Annotated in this window: 22 protein-coding genes; 10 read left to right on the top strand and 12 right to left on the bottom strand. The window is 66.4% G+C overall.

Annotation, left to right across the window (positions count from 1 at the left end; all coding sequences use genetic code 11):
- Nucleotides 1-40 precede the first annotated feature (40 nt).
- From ABIA73_RS01270 to ABIA73_RS01250, 5 genes are read right to left on the bottom strand one after another with little or no spacing between them, the layout of a single operon-like run.
- Nucleotides 41-670 (bottom strand): DUF3299 domain-containing protein, encoded by a 630-nt coding sequence (locus ABIA73_RS01270; protein WP_354275284.1) that lies wholly within the window; start codon nucleotides 668-670, stop codon nucleotides 41-43.
- Nucleotides 660-1,202, bottom strand: coding sequence for a DUF3299 domain-containing protein (locus ABIA73_RS01265; RefSeq protein WP_279207117.1), 543 nt, complete (start codon nucleotides 1,200-1,202; stop codon nucleotides 660-662). Before ABIA73_RS01265 ends, ABIA73_RS01270 begins: the two co-directional genes overlap by 11 nt.
- Nucleotides 1,203-1,210: 8 nt before the next feature.
- Complete coding sequence (locus ABIA73_RS01260; protein WP_354275283.1) at nucleotides 1,211-2,464, bottom strand: ABC transporter permease; 1,254 nt, start codon at nucleotides 2,462-2,464, stop codon at nucleotides 1,211-1,213.
- The gene (locus ABIA73_RS01255) at nucleotides 2,457-3,152 is read right to left on the bottom strand and encodes an ATP-binding cassette domain-containing protein (RefSeq protein ID WP_354275282.1); all 696 of its coding nucleotides are present in this window, start codon (nucleotides 3,150-3,152) and stop codon (nucleotides 2,457-2,459) included. The genes ABIA73_RS01260 and ABIA73_RS01255 overlap by 8 nt, the downstream gene beginning before the upstream one ends.
- A complete protein-coding gene (locus tag ABIA73_RS01250) occupies nucleotides 3,149-3,682 on the bottom strand; it encodes a ZrgA family zinc uptake protein (protein WP_354275281.1) in 534 nt (177 codons plus the stop codon). Before ABIA73_RS01250 ends, ABIA73_RS01255 begins: the two co-directional genes overlap by 4 nt.
- Nucleotides 3,683-3,714: 32 nt before the next feature.
- Here ABIA73_RS01250 and ABIA73_RS01245 point away from each other — a divergent pair, with 32 nt between their 5' ends.
- Nucleotides 3,715-4,191: a MerC domain-containing protein gene (locus ABIA73_RS01245; RefSeq protein WP_354275280.1), complete on the top strand. Its 477-nt coding sequence runs from the start codon at nucleotides 3,715-3,717 to the stop codon at nucleotides 4,189-4,191.
- Between the two features lie 7 nt (nucleotides 4,192-4,198).
- Here the strand turns inward: ABIA73_RS01245 and ABIA73_RS01240 are convergent, their stop codons facing one another.
- Nucleotides 4,199-6,388, bottom strand: a complete 2,190-nt coding sequence (locus ABIA73_RS01240; protein ID WP_354275279.1) for a TonB-dependent receptor — start codon at nucleotides 6,386-6,388, stop codon at nucleotides 4,199-4,201.
- A 123-nt stretch (nucleotides 6,389-6,511) separates the two neighbouring features.
- Between ABIA73_RS01240 and ABIA73_RS01235 the strand changes: the two genes are divergently transcribed.
- Nucleotides 6,512-7,429, top strand: coding sequence for a helix-turn-helix transcriptional regulator (locus ABIA73_RS01235; RefSeq protein WP_354275278.1), 918 nt, complete (start codon nucleotides 6,512-6,514; stop codon nucleotides 7,427-7,429).
- Here the strand turns inward: ABIA73_RS01235 and ABIA73_RS01230 are convergent.
- Complete coding sequence (locus tag ABIA73_RS01230; RefSeq protein ID WP_180831073.1) at nucleotides 7,371-8,273, bottom strand: LysR substrate-binding domain-containing protein; 903 nt, start codon at nucleotides 8,271-8,273, stop codon at nucleotides 7,371-7,373. The two genes, ABIA73_RS01235 and ABIA73_RS01230, sit on opposite strands and share 59 nt — an antisense overlap.
- A 112-nt stretch (nucleotides 8,274-8,385) precedes the next feature.
- On the opposite strand from ABIA73_RS01230, the gene dkgB reads away from it, so the two are divergent.
- The 5 genes from dkgB (at nucleotide 8,386) to ABIA73_RS01210 (ending at nucleotide 12,444) form a co-directional block, all read left to right on the top strand.
- Nucleotides 8,386-9,189, top strand: coding sequence for a 2,5-didehydrogluconate reductase DkgB (dkgB, locus tag ABIA73_RS01225; RefSeq protein ID WP_154880535.1), 804 nt, complete (start codon nucleotides 8,386-8,388; stop codon nucleotides 9,187-9,189).
- Between the two features lie 13 nt (nucleotides 9,190-9,202).
- Nucleotides 9,203-10,132, top strand: coding sequence for a TIGR03571 family LLM class oxidoreductase (locus tag ABIA73_RS01220; protein ID WP_025874409.1), 930 nt, complete (start codon nucleotides 9,203-9,205; stop codon nucleotides 10,130-10,132).
- A gap of 19 nt (nucleotides 10,133-10,151) precedes the next feature.
- Nucleotides 10,152-11,090 (top strand): cyclase family protein, encoded by a 939-nt coding sequence (locus ABIA73_RS01215; RefSeq protein WP_032974597.1) that lies wholly within the window; start codon nucleotides 10,152-10,154, stop codon nucleotides 11,088-11,090.
- 175 nt (nucleotides 11,091-11,265) lie between these two features.
- Nucleotides 11,266-11,418: a MoaF-related domain-containing protein gene (locus ABIA73_RS21505; protein ID WP_502960541.1), complete on the top strand. Its 153-nt coding sequence runs from the start codon at nucleotides 11,266-11,268 to the stop codon at nucleotides 11,416-11,418.
- Nucleotides 11,419-11,442: 24 nt separating this feature from the next.
- A complete protein-coding gene (locus ABIA73_RS01210; protein WP_354275277.1) occupies nucleotides 11,443-12,444 on the top strand; it encodes an aldo/keto reductase in 1,002 nt (333 codons plus the stop codon).
- A gap of 14 nt (nucleotides 12,445-12,458) precedes the next feature.
- Here the strand turns inward: ABIA73_RS01210 and ABIA73_RS01205 are convergent, their stop codons facing one another.
- Nucleotides 12,459-13,352 (bottom strand): LysR family transcriptional regulator, encoded by an 894-nt coding sequence (locus ABIA73_RS01205; protein WP_354275276.1) that lies wholly within the window; start codon nucleotides 13,350-13,352, stop codon nucleotides 12,459-12,461.
- A 106-nt stretch (nucleotides 13,353-13,458) separates the two neighbouring features.
- On the opposite strand from ABIA73_RS01205, the gene ABIA73_RS01200 reads away from it, so the two are divergent.
- On the top strand, nucleotides 13,459-14,202 hold the full coding sequence (locus tag ABIA73_RS01200; protein WP_354275275.1) for an SDR family oxidoreductase: 744 nt from the start codon (nucleotides 13,459-13,461) through the stop codon (nucleotides 14,200-14,202).
- A 406-nt stretch (nucleotides 14,203-14,608) separates the two neighbouring features.
- Here the strand turns inward: ABIA73_RS01200 and ABIA73_RS01195 are convergent, their stop codons facing one another.
- The gene (locus ABIA73_RS01195; RefSeq protein WP_354275274.1) at nucleotides 14,609-16,960 is read right to left on the bottom strand and encodes a GH92 family glycosyl hydrolase; all 2,352 of its coding nucleotides are present in this window, start codon (nucleotides 16,958-16,960) and stop codon (nucleotides 14,609-14,611) included.
- 463 nt (nucleotides 16,961-17,423) lie between these two features.
- Between ABIA73_RS01195 and ABIA73_RS01190 the strand changes: the two genes are divergently transcribed.
- A complete protein-coding gene (locus tag ABIA73_RS01190) occupies nucleotides 17,424-17,672 on the top strand; it encodes a hypothetical protein (protein ID WP_025874402.1) in 249 nt (82 codons plus the stop codon).
- A gap of 66 nt (nucleotides 17,673-17,738) precedes the next feature.
- On the opposite strand, the gene ABIA73_RS01185 is transcribed toward ABIA73_RS01190, so the two are convergent.
- Nucleotides 17,739-18,062, bottom strand: coding sequence for a thioredoxin family protein (locus ABIA73_RS01185; RefSeq protein ID WP_025874401.1), 324 nt, complete (start codon nucleotides 18,060-18,062; stop codon nucleotides 17,739-17,741).
- Nucleotides 18,063-18,067: 5 nt separating this feature from the next.
- A complete protein-coding gene (locus tag ABIA73_RS01180) occupies nucleotides 18,068-18,484 on the bottom strand; it encodes a baeRF12 domain-containing protein (RefSeq protein ID WP_025874400.1) in 417 nt (138 codons plus the stop codon).
- Between the two features lie 587 nt (nucleotides 18,485-19,071).
- Between ABIA73_RS01180 and proP the strand changes: the two genes are divergently transcribed.
- Nucleotides 19,072-20,559, top strand: coding sequence for a glycine betaine/L-proline transporter ProP (gene proP / locus ABIA73_RS01175; RefSeq protein WP_025874399.1), 1,488 nt, complete (start codon nucleotides 19,072-19,074; stop codon nucleotides 20,557-20,559).
- A 49-nt stretch (nucleotides 20,560-20,608) separates the two neighbouring features.
- Here proP and ABIA73_RS01170 read toward each other — a convergent pair whose 3' ends face one another.
- Entirely contained in the window at nucleotides 20,609-21,229 is a 621-nt protein-coding gene (locus ABIA73_RS01170) for a hypothetical protein (RefSeq protein WP_080148650.1), read from the bottom strand.

Below are 21,229 nucleotides of genomic sequence, written 5' to 3'. Positions count from 1 at the left end.
CGCGACGGTGCGTGCGCGGAGCCTCGTCATCGGGTGCTCGTCATCGGTTGATCGCGGAAAGCGTCGCTGCGGCAGCGTCATAGGACGCGCTGGCGATATCCGCCTCGAAGTGCTTCACCTGCAGGCGCCCTGACAGCCGGTAGGGATCCCACAGCGCGCCCATCGTGATGGGGCTGGCCAGGGTGACATGGATGATCTGGTTCGGTGGTGGCGGCGGTACGTGGATGCACGCGCCATAGAACGGCACGAACAGCAGTTCGTCCACCTGCCCGGCGTCGTTCATCGCCAGCGGCACCACATAGCCATCCAGGTCCAGCGCACGTCCGTCCACGCCATCGACCACCGCCGACGAGCCGAACTGCTGCGCACGTAGCGGGCTGGAGTGATCGATGGCCTGCCCAGGCAGCGAGCCCGAACCCGTATCGTCGATCAAGCCCCCCACCCCGTCCATGCCATTGCCACGCGACAGCCCGATCTGCGGCGGTGGACGCTGGAAGCTGTCCTCTTCGGGCATCAGCGCGTCCCAGCGATCGATCACTGCAGACGCCGCCACCGGCGACGCAGCGCCATTGCTGGCCTGTGGCGGTGGGGCGTCCACGGCGGGCCGGCCACAACTGGCCAGCAGTACAGCGGCAAGCACACCACCAAGCAGCTTCGCGCTACGGTTCATAAGGCCTCAGTTCGGCGTCGGCCATGCTGTAGGCGGAGCCGGCAAGATCATCGTCCACCCGCTCGGCGCGCAGCACGCCGGCCAGGAAGAACGGCGAGTACATGTCGGGCATGGCGATCGGCCGCGGCAGCAGCACATGCACGATCTGGTTCGGTGGCGGCGGCGGCACGTGGATGCACGCGCCGTAGTACGGCACGAACAGGAATTCGACCAGTCGGCCATCTGCCGCGTTGGCCAAAGGCACCACGTAGCCCGGCAACCGCACTGCGCGATCCAGTACCGCGTCCACCGTACGGAACGTGCCGAACTGGGCCATGCGCCGGTTGCCGTTGTGCTGCACCTCCGGCCCCTCACCGCGCTCGAGTGCTGCCAGTTCATCGCTGGGCAGCATCTGCAGCCAGTCCAGTTCCTGCTCGCTTTGCGTGCCAGCATTGCTCTGTACCGGCGACGGCGGCAGTGCCTGCACACCGGTATCGGTCGGCCGCGTGCAGGCAACCAACAGCATTGCCGCAACCAGCAGCAACCAGCGCACGCCCGCGCTCACGACGCAGGCGCCAGGCCATCGGCCAGGGTGCGCCGGTAGGCCAGCAGCGCAGGCAGCAGGCCGGCAACCGCGCTGATCAGCAGCACGCCGCCCACCCAGGCCAGTTCGCGCGCGTCCGGCCAGACGTGAGTGATCGACAGACCGAAATTGGCCAGCGCCCAGCTGCGCCCGGCCGCGCTGGCACAGGTCAGCACCGCCAGCGCCAACGCGCAGGCCATTGCTGCAGTGGCCACGGCCTCAACGACCAGCAGGCAGGCCACATAGGCCGGGCGCGCACCGGTGGCGCGTAGCACCGCCATCTCACGGCGGCGTTCCTGCAGCGTCGATACCAGCAGCGCCATCAGTGACACCATGCCCAGCAGCACCACCATCGCACTGATCAGCTGCAGCGCGCGCTCGGCAGTGCCCAGCGACTGCCACAGCTGTTGCAACGTCACGCCGGGCAGGATCGCCTGCAGTGCTTCGTCTGGATACTCGTTGATGCTGCGCTGCACGCCGAAGGTGGCGATGCGCGAGTTCAGCCCGAGCATGAAGGCGGTGATGCTGGTCGGGGTCAGGTCAAGCTGCCGTGCCTGTTCTGCGCTGACATGCTGGCTGCGCAACTGCACGCCGGAGCGCCAATCGACATGGATCGCTTCGATCGCCGGCAATGACACCAGCACGGACGAATCCACCGGCGTGCCGGTACGTTGCAGGATGCCGACCACGCGGAACGGCTTGTCGGCATGCGTGGCCAGCGTTACCGCACCGGTACCATGGGCCAGCACGATCTCAGAGCCCAGGCCGATGTGCGCGGCCTGCGCGACTTCAGCGCCGACCACCGCGTCATACAGGTCGTCGAACGGCTGGCCCTGCGCGAATGCCAGCGCATGCCCTGCGCCATGCCGGTAATGTTCGAAATAGCGGGCGGTGGTGCCGATCACCCGATAGCCACGCCAGGAATCGCCCAGCGACAGCGGCACCGCCCATTTCACCTGCGGCAGCGTGGACAGTTCCTGGTAGGACTGCCAGGACACGTTGTTGGTCGGGTCGCCGATGTGGAAGACCGAGTACAGCAGCAGGTTCACCGGCCCCGAGCGTGCGCCCACGATCAGGTCCGTACCCGAGACGGTGCTGGCAAAGCCTTCGTGGGCCTGCGTGCGGATGCGCTCCACGCCCAGCAGCAGGACCACGCTCAGGGTGATGACCAGCACGGTCAGGCTCACGCTCAAGGCGCGGCTGCGCAGGCTGGCCCAGGCCAACTCAAACATGTGCACCCCCTGCCCGGTTCAGATCACCCAGCGACAACACCTGGTCAAACAACGGCTGCAGGCGGTCATCGTGGCTGACCACCAGCGCGGTGGTGCCAGCGGCGCGGCACTGCGCGGACATCAGCTGCACGAACGCCGTGGCCGCTTCGGGATCCAGCGCCGAGGTCGGTTCGTCGGCCAGCAGTACCGCCGGGCGACCGATCAGGGCACGGGCAGCGGCAACGCGCTGTTGCTGGCCGACGCTGAGCGTGCCTGCCGCGCGCGGCATCAGTGCCGGATCGAGCTGCAGCGCACGCAGCAGACGCGCGATTTCCGCGTCCAGCCCACCTTCAATGCGCGCGTTGCGCAATGGCGAAAAGCGCACGCCCAGGGCGATGTTGTTGCGCACGCTCAGGAACGGCAGCAGGTTGAACTGCTGGAAGATCACGCCCAGCTGGTCGGCACGGAAACGATCGCGCGCGGCGGCACCGAGCGTGTTCACCCGATGGCCGGCAACCCGGATGCTGCCGCTGGCCGGCAGCAGAATGCTCGCCAGCAGGCCCAGCAGCGTGCTCTTGCCCGAGCCGCTGGTCCCGCGCAGCAGCACGCTGCTGCCTGCGCGCACCTGCAGCTGTGCGATGTCCAGCACTGCACGGCCTGAGTAGCCGAACTGCACGCCCTGCAGGTCGATGATGACATCGTCGTTCATGGCGCCAGCGGCACCCGCAGGCTGTCAGCAGTAACCACGCTGCGGCCTTGCCCGGTCGATGTTGCGGTGTTGACGATCACCTCGTGCAGCCCCGGAAACAGCGTAGGCAGCGGCAATGCCAGCCCGCGCAGTGCTGCCGGGTTGGCGCAGTGGTAGCGCAGTGCGGCGGTGAATCCAGCGTGCGTGTGCTGGCCTGGCTGTGCTGCCACAGCCATTGGCGCAAAGCCCTCCGCCGTCGCCTCGGCATGGTCCAACCGGCACTGCGCAGCGGTCGGCAGCGTGACCCAGCTGCCGCTCTGCAGGATCGATCGCGCCCGCGCCAATGCGGCCTGTTCGCGGCTGTCGGCCGGGGGTCGCTCGAAATCGAGGATGCCGATGCCGGGCGCACGCAGTGCCAGTTCCAGCGTTCCCTGGTCCACGGCCAGATCGACATCGGCCTGGCCATGGACATGAGCACCGTGATGGCGCACGTCGTGGGCGTTCGCAGAATGGGCAGCAAGCAGCAGCAGAAGGGCGGCAGAACGTTTCATCGGGCGGCTCCGTATTGTTACTATGTAACATTATGGACCACATCCCGATCTCGCCCGCAAGGGCCCGCACCCAACCGCCAGCTTGGGCACGCTGGCATCCCCGTTTCGATCTGGCAGGCGCATGGCTGTCGCTGGCCTGTGCCGCGCATTGCGTGGCCCTGCCCCTGCTGCTGGCCTTCACGCCAGCGGCGATGATGGCGCTGCGCTCGTTCCAGCACCCTGGCCATGGCGCGATGACCGCACTGCTGGTGATGTCGCGCTGGGAATGGCTGTTCGCGCTGCTGGCCTCGTCGATCGCCCTGCTCAGCACCGCCGCCGGCCAGCGCCGCCATCGACGCGCCCTGCCGCTGTGCGTGGCCCTGGCAGGCGCGATCCTGTTGCTGTCCGCCTCGCTGTACCTGCCGTTGAAGGAATCGCTGCTCTGGCACGGCGCTGCCACCGCCTGTGGTGGGGTGATGCTGGCCACTGCACATCTGCGCAACCGGCGGGCCCTGCGGCCCGCCGGCTGATGCCCGCTCAGAACCGGTAGCCGACCTCGGCGCCGACAATGCGCGGGCTGTCCACCGGCCCGTAGTAGTTGCCGTCGCGGCCGAAGGCCAGGTTGTCGAAGATCAGGCCATTGATGCGGCGCTTGTCGGTCAGGTTCTGCACGAACACGCGCGTGCTCCACGGCCCGCGCTCATAGCCCAGTTGCACGCCGAGCACAGCCACGGCCGGCTGGAACGCGCGGTTGCGCTCGTCCAGCGCGCTGGAGCCGGTGAACTGCGATTCCACCCGGGCGTAGATGCCGGAGTCGAACTGATACCGCGCTGCCAGGTAGCCGGTGTAGTGCGGCGTCAGCTTGACCCGCTTGCCGTGGAGGTTCTCCTGCGGGCTTACCCAGAGCTTGGTGTACGTCGCATCGACATAGCCGACGTTGGCCATCACCGTAAACCCCGGCGCGACTTCAAACACACCTTCCAGTTCTGCACCGCGCGACCGTATCGAGGCATCCGAGCCCACGTAGTCGGACGAGATCGGCCGGCCGTTGGCATCGGTGGCCACCTGGATTTCCTGCCAGTTGTCCGAGCTGATGTAGAACAGGGCACCACCGATATGGCCACGACCGCCAGCCAGGTTCATCTTGAAACCCACCTCATGGCTCCACATGCGTTCGGATTCGTAACGCAGCACCTTGTCGTTGATCACATCGCTCTGCGCGGCGGCCAGGTTGAAGCCGCCGGGGATGTAGCCCTTGGCCGAGGCCGCATAGAACGACAGATCATCGCTGGCGTCATAGCGCAGCGAGACGCGGGGCAACGTGGCCGAGAACGTATGCGCCAGGGCTGCGTCGCGGTAGCGCACCAGGCCTCCCGCGCCCAGGTCGAGGAATCCGGCACGCTGCTCGGTGGAACGCCGGGCCTGTTCGTGGCGAATGCCGAGGCTGGCGGTCAATTTCGGCAATGCCGGCAGCGTGTAGCTGGCGGTCGCGAAAACACTGTAGTCCTCACCCTTGGAGGTCTGCCGCGGCGCCAGGTTGTAACTGTCCAGGCCCCGCAGCGCCGGGCCGACGAAGGTGCCCTGGATCGAATCCTTGTCGATGCGGTACGTCGATACACCGGCCATCCAGGTCAACGCCTGGTCGCTGGGCGAGCTGAAGCGCGCCTCGGCATTCCAGGCATTCTTCTTGTCATATATGTACCCGGCCAGCGCGGAGCTGGCGGTCATGTCGAAGTCGTAGCCGGCTGAGCTCGCTTCCTCGCTGCGGTACGACGTGGCCACATCCAGGGTGCCGGCCTGCAGTTGCCATTGCGAGCTCAGGCCTGCGACGGTCTCGTCCTTTTCGGTGCGCTTTGGCGCATCGTTGATGTAGGTGAAGTCACCTGCATGGCGGCCACCATTGAGGCGGTCGCCATAGGTGCGGTTGTACAGGCCGGTATCCAGCGGCAGGTACTCGTACTCGAACATGCCCGGTGCGCGCGTGCGCAGGTGATAGGCCAAGGCGTTGACGGTCACGTAATCGCTGGGACGCCAGCGCAGCTTGCCCTGCAGGTAGCCCTCTTTCACTTCGCCGCGCGCGCCGTACGGGGTCAGGTTCTTCAAGTAGGCATCCTCATCGGAGCCCATGAACGCCACCGAGCCCGACAGCGTGCCGTCCTTGCCCAGCGGGCCAGCCAGGAAACCATCCACGGCCGTACCGTTGCCGTTGCCGAACCAGGTGCTGCGCACGTTCACCTCACCCTCGCGGGTATCGGCCGGGCCGCGCGTGCGCACCAGCACCAGCCCGGATTCGCTGTTGGCGCCGTACAGGGTTCCCTGCGGCCCCCGCAGCACCTCAACCGATTCCACCTGGTTGAGTACTGCGTTGCTCAGCTCACGGAACGGAATGCCATCGATGTACACCGACGCGCGGTTGACCAGGAAGGGATTGGATTCGATGCCACGGATGGAAATGAACATGTTGCTCAGCTGGCCCATCACGTTGAACTTCACGTTGGGCGCCAGCTTGTCCAGGTCGCGGAACTCGGTGACACCGGCTTCCTTCAGTGCCTGCCGATCAAGCACGGTCACCGACAGGTCACTCTTCAGGTAGGGCGTGTCGCGCTTGGAGCCGGTGACCACCACCCCATCAAGGGTGGTGGCATCGGCGGACTGCGCGTGGGCAGGAACAACAGGAACCAGCAACGACGCTGCGACAAGGGCAACGGAGGAAACGGGGGATTTCAAGGTAGACCTCATGAGGAACGGAAACGCGCTTGGCGGGCCAGCTGGCGCAAACTGTTATCCTGTAACATTACGCGCTCGCCGCCACTCCATTGCAGTCAGCGCTGCTCCATTCCTGGACCTGCCATGCCCGCCCTCGCCGACCAGTTGCACCGGGAAGCCGCCCTGCCCAGTGGTGGCACCGTGACCAGCGAGGACGGCGCGATCGTTCTGCTGCGCCATGGCTTCCAGGCCAGCGAAGGCCCCATGGGCAACCCGCACCAGCTGCGGCTGGGCCTGGCGCTGGCCGGTGGCGGCAGCCTGTATCAACGCACCACTGCCGGGGTACTGCAGGCGCCTTGGCATCCGGGCCAGTTCAACGTGGTACTGCCCGGCGATCGTGGACACTACGCCAGCCCAGCCGTGGAGCTGCTGGGAATGGCCATCGATACCGCGCAGTGGCGTGATGCGCCTGGCGGCTTCCCGGACATCCATGCCCTTTCCCTGCGGCTGCATCGCGACCCGGTCATCGCTGCCGTACTGCACGCGCTGTGGTCCAGCGCGCAGGCTGACGCCAGCGTGCCCGGCTTCCTGCAGTACGGCGCAGAAGTCGTGGTGCGGCGGTTGGCGCAGCTTGCCGGCCAACCGCCCGCCCGGCCGCGGATGGCTGCACCGCTGTCATCGCGGCAACTGCGCCAGCTGCAGGACTTCATCGATGAACACCGTTCCCAGTCGCTGGATGTCGCAGCGCTGGCAGACGTACTCGGCATGGAACCGACCACGTTCAGCCGCGCCCTGCGCGCCGCTACCGGCATGCCACCGTATGCCTACCTGACCCAGCGCCGGATGCACTGGGCGCAGTACGCACTGTCCAAGGGGCAGCGCGTCACCGAGGTCGCGCTGGCCTGCGGCTACGCCAATCCCAGCAAGTTCGCGGCGGCCTTCCAGCGCGTGGCCGGTTGCACGCCCAGCATCTGGGCCGCGCAAGGCACCGGCCGCCAGGACGCTATTCGTCGAACGGGCGTTGACCCAGCGTCTGCGTCACGTGGTCGACGAAACAGGTGATGCGCGCGGCCAGCGCGGTGTTGCGGTAGTACACCGCGTTGATCGGCTGGCGGACCTCCTGGGTCTGCTTGGCGAACAGCTGTACCAGGCGCCCCTCGCGCCGGTCCTGGCGGGTCAGGAAATCGGACAGGCAGGCGATGCCCAGCCCGTTCACCGCCATCTGCCGCAGCGTTTCTCCGCTGGAAGATGCAATGGCCGGCTGAATCACCAATGGACCGCCATCGGCGTCGGGCAGCGGCCACTCGTTGAGTGAACCCGGGTGGGTGAAACCCAGCAGCGTGTGCGCGCGCAGCTGCGCGATGCGGGTGGGCGTACCGTACTGCCGCAGGTACTCCGGGCTGGCGACCACGCGGATGCGGCTGTGGCCGATCGGCCGCGCATGCAGGGTGGAATCGCGCAGCACGCCGATGCGGAACGCCACGTCGGTGCGCTTCTCGATCAGGTCGGTGATGCCCTCGTTGGAGTTCAGCTCCAACTGCACCTGCGGATAGCGCTCGCGGAAGCCGGCCAGCAGCGGCACGATCACGTGCAGCATGAACGGCGTGGCCGCATCCACCCGCAACCGCCCTACCGGTTGCTGCCGGCGCGCCGCCATCTGTTCCTCGGCTTCGTCCACCGTGGCCAGGATCGTGCGCGCGTATTCCAGGAACGCCGCGCCCTCTTCGGTCAGCTCCAGCCGCCGCGTCGTCCGCCGCAGCAGCGTGGTCTGCAGCTTGTCCTCCAAGCGCGCCAGGGTACGGCTGGTGGCCGAGATGGTCAGTCCCAGCACCTCGGCGGCGGCTGTGATCGAGCCGCTGTCGACCACGGCGACAAACGCCTTCAGCTCATCCAGGGTGGTTTTCATTCTTTACCTCGGCGCAAAAGCATTTCCCGTATACACGGCTTAATCTGCAAATGTAAAGCGGCCAGACTGGCCCCCATCGGAGCACACCGCTCCCTACCCAGCTGGAGTTCCCATGAGCCTTCCTTCCTTTGGCGTCGGCACGTTCCGCCTGACCGGCCAGACCGTCATCGATTCAGTGCGCAACGCCCTCGAGCTCGGCTATCGCGCCATCGACACCGCGCAGATCTACGGCAATGAAGCCGAGGTCGGCCAGGCAATCGCCGAATCCGGTGTACCGCGCGACGAACTGTTCATCACCACCAAGATCTGGGTCGACAACCATGCCGCCGACAGACTGCTGCCGAGCCTGCGCGAGAGCCTGGCCAAGCTGCGCACCGACCATGTCGACCTGCTGCTGATCCACTGGCCGGCACCGGGCAGCGCGGTCGCGCTGCGCGAGTACATGACCGCACTGGCCGAAGCAAAGACGCTGGGCCTGACCCGGCAGATCGGCGTATCCAACTTCAACATCGAACTGACCCGCCAGGCCATCGCCGTAGTTGGCCAGGGCCAGATCGCCACCAACCAGATCGAGCTCAGCCCCTATCTGCAGAACCCGGCATTGACCGCTTTCCTGCAGGAACAGGGCATCGCGGTGACCTCCTACATGACCCTGGCCTACGGCAAGGTACTGAAGGACCCGGTGCTGGCCGCCATCGCTGACAAGCACCAGGCCACGGTGGCCCAGGTCGCACTGGCCTGGGCGCTGCAGCTGGGTTACGCCGTCATTCCTTCCTCGACCAAGCGCGAAAACCTGGCCAGCAACCTGCTTGCCCGCGAGCTGCAGCTGGATGCCGAAGACATGGCTGCGATCGCCGCACTTGAACGCAACGGCCGCGAAGTCGACCCGCCGGGCCTGGCGCCTGCCTGGGACTGAGGAGCACGCGCTGATGGCTACTGCGTTGACACGACTGCAGGCGGGCGGCTTCAGCATTGGCATTGAAGCGCCGCTGGACAACGACTGGACGCCGCTGGGCGAACAGGCACGACGCATTGCGCGCCGCCTGCCGGGCGAACCGGACCTGCAGCAGCACGCCGACCTTGCCAGGCTGGCCGACCGCCTCGGCTTCCGTGCGCTGTGGGTGCGCGACGTGCCGGTGTACGACCCGGCATTCGGCGATGCCGCGCAGGTGTTCGAAGTGTTCACCTATCTCGGCTACCTGGCCGGCATCACCGAAGAGATCCTGCTGGGGACCGGCGCGGTGGTGCTGCCGATCCGCGAACCTCTGCTGACGTTGAAGTCGGCACGCAGCGTACAGCAGCTCAGTGGCGATCGCCTGCTGCTGGGCGTTGCCAGCGGCGACCGGCCGGTGGAGTACCCGCTGTTCGGCCGCGACTTCGACACCCGTGGCACGCGCTTCCGCGAGCAGATCGGGCTGCTGCGCGAAGGCACCGCTGCACGGCTGCCGCAGGGGTTGGAAGTACTGCCTGCCGATGGTCGGGCGCTGCCGCTGCTGGTGGCCGGCCTGGCGCAGCAGCAGCCGGCCTGGATCGGCGCGCATATGGACGGCTGTCTGGCTTACCCCGGCACGCCCCAGGAACACGCCCACCGCGTGGCGGCGTGGCGCGCGGTGGCCGGCAACAAACCCTATGCCAGCTTCATCCACCTGGATCTGCTGGAACGGGCCGACGCACCACTGCAGCGTTGGCGCTTCGGCCTGCGCGGCGGCCGCAATGCGCTGCTGGCCGAACTGCAGGCGATGCAGGCCGCCGGCGTCGATCACATCGGCCTGCAGTTCCGCCGCAACGAACGGCCTTTGGCCGACACCTTCCACGAAATCGCCGAGTACGTGCTGCCGCAGTTCGCGGCGCATGCGTGACCGGCACTGGAGCCCCGCAATGAACATCACCTCCCTGGCCCTGCTTGCACTGGCCTCGCTCCCGCTGCCCTCCGCCGCTCTCGCTGCGGACTGGTATCCCTCGGTATACGGCGCCAACGATGAGATCGGCGCGGCCAACCTGCTCACCGCCGATGTGGTCAAGCAGGCGGTGTCGCTGGTGAAGACCGGCAAGACGTATCCGCTGGCGGTACCGGTGGACAAGAACCTGCCCGCCTTCCGCCATCGCAGCTTCCGCCTGTACAACGTGCAGGTCGGGCAACAGGCCGGCAAGTCATTGGGCCCGAACAGATTCACCTTCAACGATGAACTGGTGAACGCCTGGACCGGTGTCGGCACCCAGCTCAACGGCATTGGCCACATCGGCATCGACAACGTCTACTACAACGGCAACAAGGCCGCCGACTTCGTCAGCGTCGATGGCGTGCGCAGGCTGGGCGTGGAGAAGGTGCCGCCGCTGGTCACACGCGGCGTGGTGCTGGACATGACCGCGTACTACGGCAAGGCCATCGTGCCCGGCGGCACCGAGTTCAGCGTCGCCGACATCCAGGCCGTGCTGAAGCAGCAGCACCTGACCCTGCGCAAGGGCGATGTGGTGCTGTTCAACACCGGCTGGCTGGAGCTGATCGGCAAGGACAACACGCAGTTCCTGGAGGTCGAGCCGGGCATCGGCATGGACGCGGCGAAGTGGCTGGCCGACCAGGGCATCGTCGCCTTCGGCGGTGACACCTGGGCCTCGGAGGTCTACCCCAATCCGCACGGCGCCGACGAGTTCCCGGTGAACCAGTACATGCTGGCCAAGCGCGGCATCTACAACCTGGAACTGATCGACAGCCGCGCGCTGGTGCGCGACAAGGCGTGGGAATTCCTGTTCGTGCTCGGCCAGCCGCTGTACGTCGGCTCCACCCAGGTCAACATCAACCCGGTGGCGATCCGATGAGCGACGCCCCGCCAATGTTTGCCGGTCGCCGATTCCGGGTCAGCTATGACGGCCTGGCCGCCGACACCCGCTACAGCGCTGATGGCCATCGCGTGCACTACGCCATCGTCTCCGGTACCTATATGCCGGTGCCCACGGCGAAGCCAGCTGCGAGTGGCGGCAGGTTGCCGAGGGCATCCATGCCATTTCCTGGCAGGAAGCCGACGGTGCCACCGTGGTGCACGTCGATGACTTCCTGCACGGCCATTCGCTGGCGTGGTTCACCGCCACCGACGGCCGCTTCCACCGCATGCAGGGCACGCTGCAGGCACTGCCCCCGCACGACTGAATGTCCCTTCCCCACGAGATTCCCATGCGACTTTCCATTCCCTCGCCCATCGGCTTCGGCACCGCACCGTTGGGCAACATGTACCGCAACATCCCCCAGCAGGAGGCGCTGGATACCGTCGAGGCAGCCTGGCAGCAGGGCATCCGCTACTTCGACGCCGCACCGCTGTACGGCGCTGGCCTGGCCGAACTGCGCCTGGGCGAGGCCCTGCAGCATCACGACCGTGATGCCTATGTACTGAGCAGCAAGGTCGGCCGCCGTGTGCTGGACGAGGTGGAAGACACCACCCGGCGTGACCTTGGTGAGAAAGGCGGCCTGTTCGAGCATGGCCTGCCCAACCGCATCGTCTACGACTACAGCGCTGACGGCACCCTGCGCGCGATCGAGGAGAGCCTGCAGCGCCTGCGTACCGATCGCCTGGACATCGTCTGGATCCACGATCCGGCGCGTGACTTCCATGGCGATGCCTGGAAGGACGTCTTCCAGCAGGCGATGGACGGCGCCGCCGTGGCGCTCACCCGCCTGCGCGAGGAAGGTGTCATCAGGGCCTGGGGCTTGGGCGTCAACCGCGTGCAGCCCTGCGAGATGGCGCTGCAGCAGGCCGACCCGGATGGCTTCCTGATTGCCGGGCGCTACACCCTGCTCGACCACGAAGAGGCCCTGCAGCGGTTGATGCCGGACAGCGTTGCACGTGGCGTCGGCATCGTGGTCGGCGGGCCGTACAACTCCGGCATCCTTGCCGGCGGCGCGCATTACGAATACCAGACCGCCACGCCAGAGGTGCTGGCCCGCGTGCAGGCATTGCGCGACGTTGCGGCAGAACACCAGGTGGACCTGCGCGCCGCCGCGCTGCAGTTCTCGCTGGCGCACCCGGCAGTGGCAGCGGCGATTCCCGGTGCAAGCCGTCCCGAGCGCATCGCCGAGAACCTGGCGTTGGCCGGGGCGACGATTCCCACCGCGTTCTGGCAGGCATTGCGCGACCGCCAGCTGGTGTCATCGCACGCGCCGCTGCCCGGCCTGGGTTGACCGATAGGTCGGCGTCAGCCTGCGTGCTCGAACACAGCCGCCACCCAGTCGATGAACACCCGCAGCCGCGGCGATGGCGTACGGTTGCGCGGATAGACCAGGCTGACAGGGCTCGGTGTGGGTGGCATCCCGGGCAACAGTTCCAGCAACTGCCCGCGCGCGATGTAAGGGTCCATCCGGTAGCGCGGTGCCTGGATGATGCCCAACCCGGCCAACGCGGCACCGAGGAAGGCGTCGGCACCGGACACCCGCACGCGTGCCGGCAGCGGCACGTGGCGAACCTGCCCGCCCTGCTGGAACTCCAGCGGAATGAGCTGGCCGGTGGCGCTGGAACGGTAGCCGACCATCTGGTGTCCCGCCGCCAGCGACGCGATGCTTTCCGGCCGCCCGTGTGCCTGTACGTAAGGGGGCGACGCCACCGTGACCTCGCGCAGCAACGCCAGGCGCCGCGCGGCCAGATCGCTGTCGGCCAGGGTGCCCACGCGGATGGCCCCGTCCACCCCCTCGCGCAGCAGGTCGACATAGCGGTCGCCCTCGCTGACCTCCAGTTCGATGTCCGGGTACCGCTGCAGGAAATCCGGCAGATGCGGAAACAACAGGTGGCGCCCCAGCGTACCGTGCACCTCGATGCGCAGCGGCCCGCGTGGCGGCACGTCACGGAACGCGGCTTCGGCATCGTCCATGTCCGCGATCAGGCGCAGACAGCGGCCGTAGAAGGCCTCGCCTCCCAGCGTCGGCACCACCACGCGCGTGGTCCGGTGCAGCAGTCGCACACCCAGACGCTGCTCCAGTGCTTTGATCGCGTCGGTCACCGTGGCCCGCGGCAGCCCCAGGTCTTCGGCAGCACGGCTGAAGCTGCGGCGCTCGACGATCCGCACGAACGCACGGAGGGCGGTGAATCTGTCCATTGTTCGGGCGACCGGATGATGTTTCCGGATTATCCATGATTATCCGCGACGGCGGAGAGACGAAGATGGCCGTGCGCCATGCCGGCGCGCCCTTCTGGAATCTGCCATGACCTCCTCTGCTTCCCGCTCTGTCGCCCTGGTCACCGGGGGCTCCCGTGGCATCGGCGCTGCCATCTCGCGCCGGCTGGCCGCCGACGGCCATGCCGTGGTGATCAACTATGCCGGCCGCCGTGATGAGGCCGAAGCACTGGCTGCCGAATTGACCGCCAGCGGAGGGCACGCCATCGCCCTGCAGGCCGATGTCGCCGACCCGCAGGCCGTGCACGCGCTGTTCGACGCCATCGATGCACGCTTCGGTGGCATCGATGTGGTGGTCAACAGTGCCGGCGTGCTGCAGTTGGCCGCACTGGCCGACAGCGATGATGCCCTGTTCGACCGTGTGATCGGCATCAACCTCAAGGGTGCTTTCAATGTGCTGCGCGAGGCCGCGCGGCGCGTGCGCGACGGTGGTCGCATCGTCACCCTGTCCACCAGCGTGGTTGGCATCAAGCTGGAAAACTACTGCGTGTATGCCGCCAGCAAGGCCGCGGTGGAGACCATGGGCGCGATTCTCAGCAAGGAACTGCGTGGGCGCGGCATCACCGTGAACGCAGTGGCGCCCGGGCCGACCGCCACCGATCTGTTCCTGGACGGGAAGTCGCCGGAACTGATCGATCGGCTGGCGAAGATGAATCCGTTGGAGCGGCTGGGTACGCCGGAAGACATCGCCGGCGCGGTGGCGTTCCTGGCCGGTGCCGATGGCGGCTGGATCAATGGCCAGGTGCTGCGGGCCAATGGTGGGATGGTGTAGCGGCGTGCCAACCAAGGTTGGCATCTACCAGATCACGCCACATCGGTAGTCGCCCACCTTGGTGGGCGCGCGGCATGCCAACCAAGGTTGGCATCTACCAGATCATGCCACATCGGTAGTCGCCCACCTTGGTGGGCGCGCGGCAGCCAACCAAGGTTGGCATCTACCAGATCACGCCACATCGGTAGTCGCCCACCTTGGTGGGCGCGCGGCGTGCCAACCAAGGTTGGCACCTACCAGATCACGCCACATCGGTAGTCGCCCACCTTGGTGGGCGCGCGGCAGGCCAACCAAGGTTGGCATCTACCAAGGGCGCCTCAATGCGGTGTGCGCGGTTCCGGTAGACGCCAACCTTGGTTGGCGCCGCCCCTCAACCGCCGGGCATGGCCCGGCGCTACCGTGGGTGTTACCGGCTCATCGAATACGGTGCCTGCGCGCCCTGCCCCGGCCAGTCCTTGTTCGGTTCGGCCTGCATGGTGAAGTGCAGCTCGCCACCGGCCAGGATCTCATCGTGGCGCAGGAAGGTGCGCTGCAACGGCGTGCCGTTGAGGGTCACGCTGCCGACATAGGTGTGCTTGTCGTCCAGCCCTTCGGCCACGATGGTGAAGGTCTTGCCGTTGGGCAGCCGCATTGCGGTCTTCGGCAGGAACGGGCGGCCGAGGATGTACTCGCCCGAGCCAGGCGCTACCGGGTAGAAACCCAGCGCGGTGAACACGTACCACGCCGACATCTGGCCCACGTCATCGTTGCCGGCCAGGCCATCGGGACGATCGGCATACTGCGTGTCCATGATCTGCTTCAGGCGTGCCTGCGTGCGCCACGGCTGGCCGGCATGCGAGTACAGGTAGGCGACGTGGTGGCTGGGCTCGTTGCCATGCGCATACCAGCCGATCAGGCCGGTGATGTCTTCCATGTGCTCGAAGATGGCCGGATCGACCTTCGCGTTGAACACTTCATCCAGGCGCGCCAGCAGTCTGTCACTGCCACCATGCGCTGCGGCAAGGCCGGCCACATCCTGCGGCACGTACCATGAGTACTGCCAGGCATTGCCTTCGGTGTAGTCGGTGCCGTAGCCACTGGCGCTGGGGTCGAACGGCGTACGGAAGCTGCCATCGCGCTTGCGCGCACGCATGAAGCCGGTGTCCTTGTCGAAGGCGTTGCGCCAGTTGCCCGCGCGCTTGTCGAAGGTTGCGGCCACATCGGTCTTGCCCATCGCCTGCGCCATGCGCGCGATGGTCCAGTCATCGAACGCGTATTCCAGCGTCTTGCTGGCTGCTTCGCCCTCCTCGTCGATAGGCACGTAGCCCAGCTCACGGTACTGGGCGATGCCATCGTAGGGGCCGTAGTTGGCGGTCTGCACCATCGCCTTCAGGGCCTTGTCCGCATCGAAGCCACGAATGCCTTTCACGTAGGCATCGGCGATCACCGGCACCGCGTGGTAGCCGATCATGCACCAGTCTTCCAGGCCATGGAACGACCACACCGGCAGCATGCCGTAAGGGCTGTGCTCGTGATGGGCCAGCATGGAATTGACGAAATCGCTGTTGCGCTTCTCCGGCTGCACCAGGGTCAGCAGCGGATGCAGCGCCCGGTAGGTATCCCACAGCGAGAACGTCGAATAGTTCGTGTAGCCCTTGGCCTGGTGCACGGCGTTGTCCGCGCCGCGGTACTGGCCGTCGGCATCCATGAACAGCGTCGGCCCCAGCAGCGTGTGGTACAGCGCGGTGTACGCGCTGCGACGCGCGTGTTCCGGTGCGTCGATATCCAGCACCGACAACGCCTGCGTCCACTCCTGCTTCGCCTGCGCGCGCACACGGTCGAAATCGAAGTCGGCCACTTCCGCATCGAGGTTGGCGATGGCGCCCGCCTCGCTGACCGGCGAAATGGCCACCTTCACCACCAGCGGTGCATCCAGCTTGCCGAAGTCGAAGGTGCCCACCAGCTGCCGCCCCTCCATCTGCGCGCGCTGCGCCGGGTCCTTCTCGCCCGGGGGCGCAAAGCCCTTGTAGACGATGTCCTGTTCGGTGTTGTGCAGCGCGTGGCTGGCCAGCGGCCGCGAGAAGCGCATCGCGAAATACAGCTGGCGGCCGGCGGCCCAGCCACGCGTCTCGCGGAAGCCGGTGATGGTGCCATCGCCACGCACGCGTACCCGCGACCACAGGATCTTGCCCGGGTAGTCATACATGCTGGTACGCATGTCCAGCAGCACCTTGGCTTCGCTGCCCTTCGGGAACGCATAGCGATGCACGCCCACGCGGGCGCTGGTGGTCAGCTCGGCGCGCACCTTGTAGTCGTCCAGGGTGACAGCGTAATAGCCCGGTTCGGCCTTCTCGTCATCGTGGCGGAAACGCGAGGCGTAACCGCTGCGTGGCTTTTCGGGGTCGCCGCGCTCCAGTCCAGGGTTGCCGGTGAACGGCATCAGCAGGATGTCGCCCAAATCGGAATGACCGGTGCCGGAAAAGTGCGTGTGCGAGAAACCGACGATGCTGCTGTCGTCGTAACGGTAGCCCGCCGCCCAGCCGTAGGCCTTCTCGCGCGGCTGGATGCGCGTGTCCGGGCTGAGCTGGACCATGCCGAACGGCACCGTCGCGCCGGGGTAGGTATGCCCCTCACCGCCGGTGCCAATGAAGGGATCGACCGAGGCATAGGCCTTGTCGGCGGCGGTCTTGGCCGGAGCGGCCGCAGCCAGGCCGGAGGCGAACATCGCCGTGGCGGCGACAGCGATCAGGAGACGACGGTCCAGCGTGGGCATCGGCATTTGGATCGATTCAGATGGTGGTCAGATCCTAGCACCGGGGTGACGGTGTCGCATGCTGCAGTGCGGATGCCGCCTTCAACGCATGCATCTGCAACCGATTGGATGGATCGACACTGGAATTGAAGGGATGCTGCCAAGCCTGGCGGGCCCATTTCGATGCGAACGCGCAAGCGGTTGTCGGAATGGGCACTACCGAGAAAAAATCAGCCCGTAATTGGAGACTTTCAGATGCAATGCCGGGTGGAACAGACCGCCAATGCGTGTGCAGGATATCCGCGCAGCGCGAACACCGCTGCCGGGTGTGGAACCCCGGAATGAGCTACGAGAGCTGCTTGCCGTGACTGCGGCGGGCGGTGCGCGGCGGCCGCATGGCCCTCCGGCTTTTCTCGTAGCTCAGCCGAAGTTCCAACCCCGCACCGCCCGCCACCCTTGCGGTGGCCACGTCCCCTCAAGGAGCCATCGCATGTCGCATGAACCGCCCATCCTGACCCCGGAAATGGAATCCCTGTTCTTCCGCATCGAGCACGCTCTGAACACCGCCGAGGGCATGGCGATGATGATCGGCGAGAACGAACCGGCCGACCCGCAGGCGCATCTGCGCCCGGGCTACAGCCTGCAGAAGATCACTGTTGCGATGATGGCGTTGAGCCAGCATGGCCGGCGATTGCTCCATGAACTGCGCGAGCAGCATGTGCGGGTGACGCTGCATTGAAGCGGACACCGCCAGGGAAATGAGCCGAGCGTGGCTCGGCTCCATGAAGGCCACTGAAGAGGCCACTCAATCCGGCAGCGCGCTCTGCAGCGTTGCAAGATCTGCCGCATCCACAGGCCGCACCACGCGCGCCACTTCCGTGCCATCACGCAACAGGATCACGGTGGGCCACAGCTTCACCTGGAACGAGCGGCCCAGCGGCTTGCCCTTGCCGTCTTCGATCTTCCAGTGCGGCAGATCATGTGCCTCGACGAAAGCCTGCAGTGCCGGTTGTGCAGCCTGGCAATGGCCGCACCACGGTGCACCGAATTCCAGCAACAGCCAACCGGCCTGCGCATCCACCTCCGCGCGGGCCGGCTCGGCTGCCACATGGTCACGCATGAAGGGCATGCCGGTTACGCCTGCAGCGTGCGCTGGATGTCTTCCAGCGGCGCGTTGGTGAGATCCTTGGCGATGTCGGCCAGCAAGCGCGCCTGCGTCTCCTTATGCAGCAACGGACGGATGCGGCCCAACGTGGTGGGATCGGCAATCAGCACCAGATGCGCATAACGGTTGTTGAGCGCGTCTTCATTGAGCTGCTCGGCCACCTGCTTGGCGAAGGTCGCCTCGTTGAGCTGCGAGATCGACATGTCCTTGGGCACCGCACCGGATGGCCCCTGACCGGACACACCCTGTTCGCTGATGTCCTGCAGGCGCAGCTCGCCTTCCTGTTTCAGGGTGAGCTTGTGCTCGTTGCCGACGTTGGTGAACACGCGCGCCGAGCCACCATCGGCGACGATAACCAGGGTGCCTTCGGGAATGCGACGGGTCATGCGTTACTCCTTGCGTTGGTTCGTGACCACCGTAAAAGCCGTGGCGTGAGCGAAGCGAGCACAACATGTTCATTCGATGTGCGTGGGTCATGTGCATGAACAGGCAACTTGGAACGCTGCATTCGTACTGACGCGATTCTCGGCACGCTCACACTGTAACCGTTATCATGAACGCATGATCGACACGACCCACTGCACGTCAGCACCTGTTGCTGGCCTGCGGGAAGCACTGCCGACCGGCGCTTCGCTTTCCATCATTGCCTCTCCCTCGCCTTTCCATCGCCTCGCGCTGGATCCCGGCGGATGACGCCTGCGGGCCCTGCCCCGCCTGTTCCCTGCGCCTGCCCCACCCGCGCGTGCACTGACACGTAATCGGCCCCATCCGTTCGTCCTGCATCTCGCTCTGCGTTCTGGCAGCGGGCAATGCGTGTTGCGTGCACGGCGTTTCATCGCACACACCTTTCGCCCCCTTCCGGGTCTTCCATCCGATGCCCCTGCGCCTGCTGCGCCAGCATCGCCGTTTCCGAATTCCGGGACATTCGTACCGCCCATTCCAACGCCATTTCCATTCTTCCAAGGGAGTCCCCATGCAGGACAACTCCGATGCCCATGCCCATTTTGGCTGGTTCAAACGCCGCCGCCATCTGAAGGTCGACGAGATCACCGTTGTCGACAAACCCATGCTCAAGCGCGCCGTCGGCGCCGCTGCACTGGGCAATGCGATGGAATGGTTCGACTTCGGTGTCTATGGCTATCTTGCCGTCACCATCGGCCAGGTGTTCTTCCCGTCCAGCAATCCCACCGCGCAGGTGATTGCCGCGTTCGCCACGTTCACGGTGGCCTTCCTGGTACGCCCGCTGGGCGGCATGGTCTTCGGGCCCCTGGGCGACCGCTACGGGCGCCAGAAGGTACTGGCCTTCACCATGATCATGATGGCATTGGGTACGTTCGCCATCGGCCTGATTCCCTCCTATGAACGCATCGGCATCTGGGCGCCGGTGCTGTTGCTGCTCGCCCGCGTGGTGCAGGGCTTTTCCACCGGCGGCGAGTACGGCGGCGCGGCAACGTTCATTGCCGAGTACTCCACCGACCGCAATCGCGGCCTGATGGGCAGTTGGCTGGAGTTCGGCACGCTGGGCGGCTACATCGCCGGTGCCGGTACGGTGACTGCGCTGCACATGCTGTTGAGCAGCGAGCAGATGCTGGACTGGGGCTGGCGCATTCCGTTCCTGGTGGCCGGCCCACTCGGCCTGCTGGGCCTGTACATGCGCATGCGGCTGGAGGAAACGCCAGCGTTCCGCGCGTTCGCCGAAGAGGCCGAGAAGCGCGACCATGAGCGCCCCGGCCTGGTCGACCTGTTCCGCGTGCACGGCCGCCAGCTGATCGTCTGCATGGGCCTGGTGCTGGTGTTCAACGTGACCGACTACATGCTGCTGACCTACATGCCCAGCTACCTGAGCGTGACCATGGGATATGCGGAGAGCAAGGGCCTGCTGCTGATCATCATCGTGATGCTGGTGATGATGCCGTTGAACATCGTCGGCGGCCTTTTCAGCGACAAGCTGGGCCGGCGGCCGATGATCATCGGCGCCTGCATCGCGCTGCTGGTGCTGGCGGTACCGAGCCTGCTGCTGGTGGGCAGCGGCAACGACGGGCTGATCTTCCTTGGCCTGATGCTGCTGGGCCTGGCGCTGGTGTGCTTCACCAGTTCGATGCCGTCCACGCTGCCGGCGCTGTTCTATACGCCGGTGCGCTACAGCGCGCTGTCCATTGCGTTCAACGTGTCGGTGTCGCTGTTTGGTGGCACCACGCCGCTGGTGACCGCCTGGCTGGTGGAACGCACGGGCGATCCGCTGGTACCGGCCTACTACCTGATGGGCGCGGCGGTGATCGGCCTGATCACGATGATCTTCGTGAAGGAGACCGCCGGCCTGCCGCTGCGCGGTTCGCCGCCGGCCGTGGGCTGCGACAAGGAGGCGGCCGCGCTGTTGAAGAGCGATGCACCGGTCACGGTGGACCGCGCCCTGCCGCCGTTGCCGGACGTGGCCGAACCGGAACAGGTGACCCCGGCCTGAGTGGCTGCGGTGGCGCCAGGCGTTGCCTGGCGCTGCCGTCAGCGCAGGGCTAGTCGGCGCGGGTCAGCTTGCCCGGGGTCCAGCGGTACACCCAGGCATGCTGACCTTCCGGCGGGCAGGCCACCTTGCCTCGCACGCACAGCTTCGAACTGCGGGTGCTGTTGAAGGTCACGCGGATACGGTCACCGTCCATGGTGATCGTTTCCATTTCGCCGGGGATATGCACGCTGGCGTCATCGGCGTAGCCCGAGGCGCGGATCAACGCGTAGGTTTCGTCGTCATAGGCGGATTTGCCGGGTGACGTGGCCTGGCCCCGTGCATCGCCTTCGGCCAGCGGGGTCATCACCACCAGCTCGTTGAGCTGCATCGCGCTGCCGGTCTGGGTCGCGGTATAGAGATAGATGATCTCCGGGCGGCCGTCGCCATCGAGGTCGGCATTGCCGGCCCACAGCGGGCGGTAGTCGTACTGGCTGTCGGTGCCCGGGTGCAGGCGCAGCGATGCCTCGGCGGTGCGGCGTGCCTTGTCGTAGCTCATCGGCTCGTTCGGCGCCTCGACCTTGGCATCGGCCGGCGTTGCATCCTGGGCCAGCAGCGGTGCCGCCACCGTCAATGCCATGGCCGCCACCAGCGCGCGCAGGCCAGTGGCCTGCCAGTGCTTCCGCTCGTACAT

The sequence above is a fragment of the Stenotrophomonas sp. 2694 genome (assembly GCF_040548715.1).
GTDB classification, from domain to species: Bacteria; Pseudomonadota; Gammaproteobacteria; order Xanthomonadales; family Xanthomonadaceae; genus Stenotrophomonas; species Stenotrophomonas indicatrix.
Note: the sequence above shows the minus strand (reverse complement) of the source record. Positions and strands in the feature narration are given on the sequence as shown.

Excerpts from the sequence above, each read along its gene's own strand:
- ABIA73_RS01270 (WP_354275284.1), bottom strand. The coding sequence starts at position 670 with ATGAACCGTAGCGCGAAGCTGCTTGGTGGTGTGCTTGCCGCTGTACTG.
- ABIA73_RS01260 (WP_354275283.1), bottom strand. The coding sequence starts at position 2,464 with ATGTTTGAGTTGGCCTGGGCCAGCCTGCGCAGCCGCGCCTTGAGCGTG.
- ABIA73_RS01255 (WP_354275282.1), bottom strand. The coding sequence starts at position 3,152 with ATGAACGACGATGTCATCATCGACCTGCAGGGCGTGCAGTTCGGCTAC.
- ABIA73_RS01250 (WP_354275281.1), bottom strand. The coding sequence starts at position 3,682 with ATGAAACGTTCTGCCGCCCTTCTGCTGCTGCTTGCTGCCCATTCTGCG.
- ABIA73_RS01245 (WP_354275280.1), top strand. The coding sequence starts at position 3,715 with ATGGACCACATCCCGATCTCGCCCGCAAGGGCCCGCACCCAACCGCCA.
- ABIA73_RS01235 (WP_354275278.1), top strand. The coding sequence starts at position 6,512 with ATGCCCGCCCTCGCCGACCAGTTGCACCGGGAAGCCGCCCTGCCCAGT.
- ABIA73_RS01230 (WP_180831073.1), bottom strand. The coding sequence starts at position 8,273 with ATGAAAACCACCCTGGATGAGCTGAAGGCGTTTGTCGCCGTGGTCGAC.
- dkgB (WP_154880535.1), top strand. The coding sequence starts at position 8,386 with ATGAGCCTTCCTTCCTTTGGCGTCGGCACGTTCCGCCTGACCGGCCAG.
- ABIA73_RS01220 (WP_025874409.1), top strand. The coding sequence starts at position 9,203 with ATGGCTACTGCGTTGACACGACTGCAGGCGGGCGGCTTCAGCATTGGC.
- ABIA73_RS01215 (WP_032974597.1), top strand. The coding sequence starts at position 10,152 with ATGAACATCACCTCCCTGGCCCTGCTTGCACTGGCCTCGCTCCCGCTG.
- ABIA73_RS01210 (WP_354275277.1), top strand. The coding sequence starts at position 11,443 with ATGCGACTTTCCATTCCCTCGCCCATCGGCTTCGGCACCGCACCGTTG.
- ABIA73_RS01205 (WP_354275276.1), bottom strand. The coding sequence starts at position 13,352 with ATGGACAGATTCACCGCCCTCCGTGCGTTCGTGCGGATCGTCGAGCGC.
- ABIA73_RS01200 (WP_354275275.1), top strand. The coding sequence starts at position 13,459 with ATGACCTCCTCTGCTTCCCGCTCTGTCGCCCTGGTCACCGGGGGCTCC.
- ABIA73_RS01195 (WP_354275274.1), bottom strand. The coding sequence starts at position 16,960 with ATGCCGATGCCCACGCTGGACCGTCGTCTCCTGATCGCTGTCGCCGCC.
- ABIA73_RS01190 (WP_025874402.1), top strand. The coding sequence starts at position 17,424 with ATGTCGCATGAACCGCCCATCCTGACCCCGGAAATGGAATCCCTGTTC.
- ABIA73_RS01185 (WP_025874401.1), bottom strand. The coding sequence starts at position 18,062 with ATGCCCTTCATGCGTGACCATGTGGCAGCCGAGCCGGCCCGCGCGGAG.
- ABIA73_RS01180 (WP_025874400.1), bottom strand. The coding sequence starts at position 18,484 with ATGACCCGTCGCATTCCCGAAGGCACCCTGGTTATCGTCGCCGATGGT.
- proP (WP_025874399.1), top strand. The coding sequence starts at position 19,072 with ATGCAGGACAACTCCGATGCCCATGCCCATTTTGGCTGGTTCAAACGC.
- ABIA73_RS01170 (WP_080148650.1), bottom strand. The coding sequence starts at position 21,229 with ATGTACGAGCGGAAGCACTGGCAGGCCACTGGCCTGCGCGCGCTGGTG.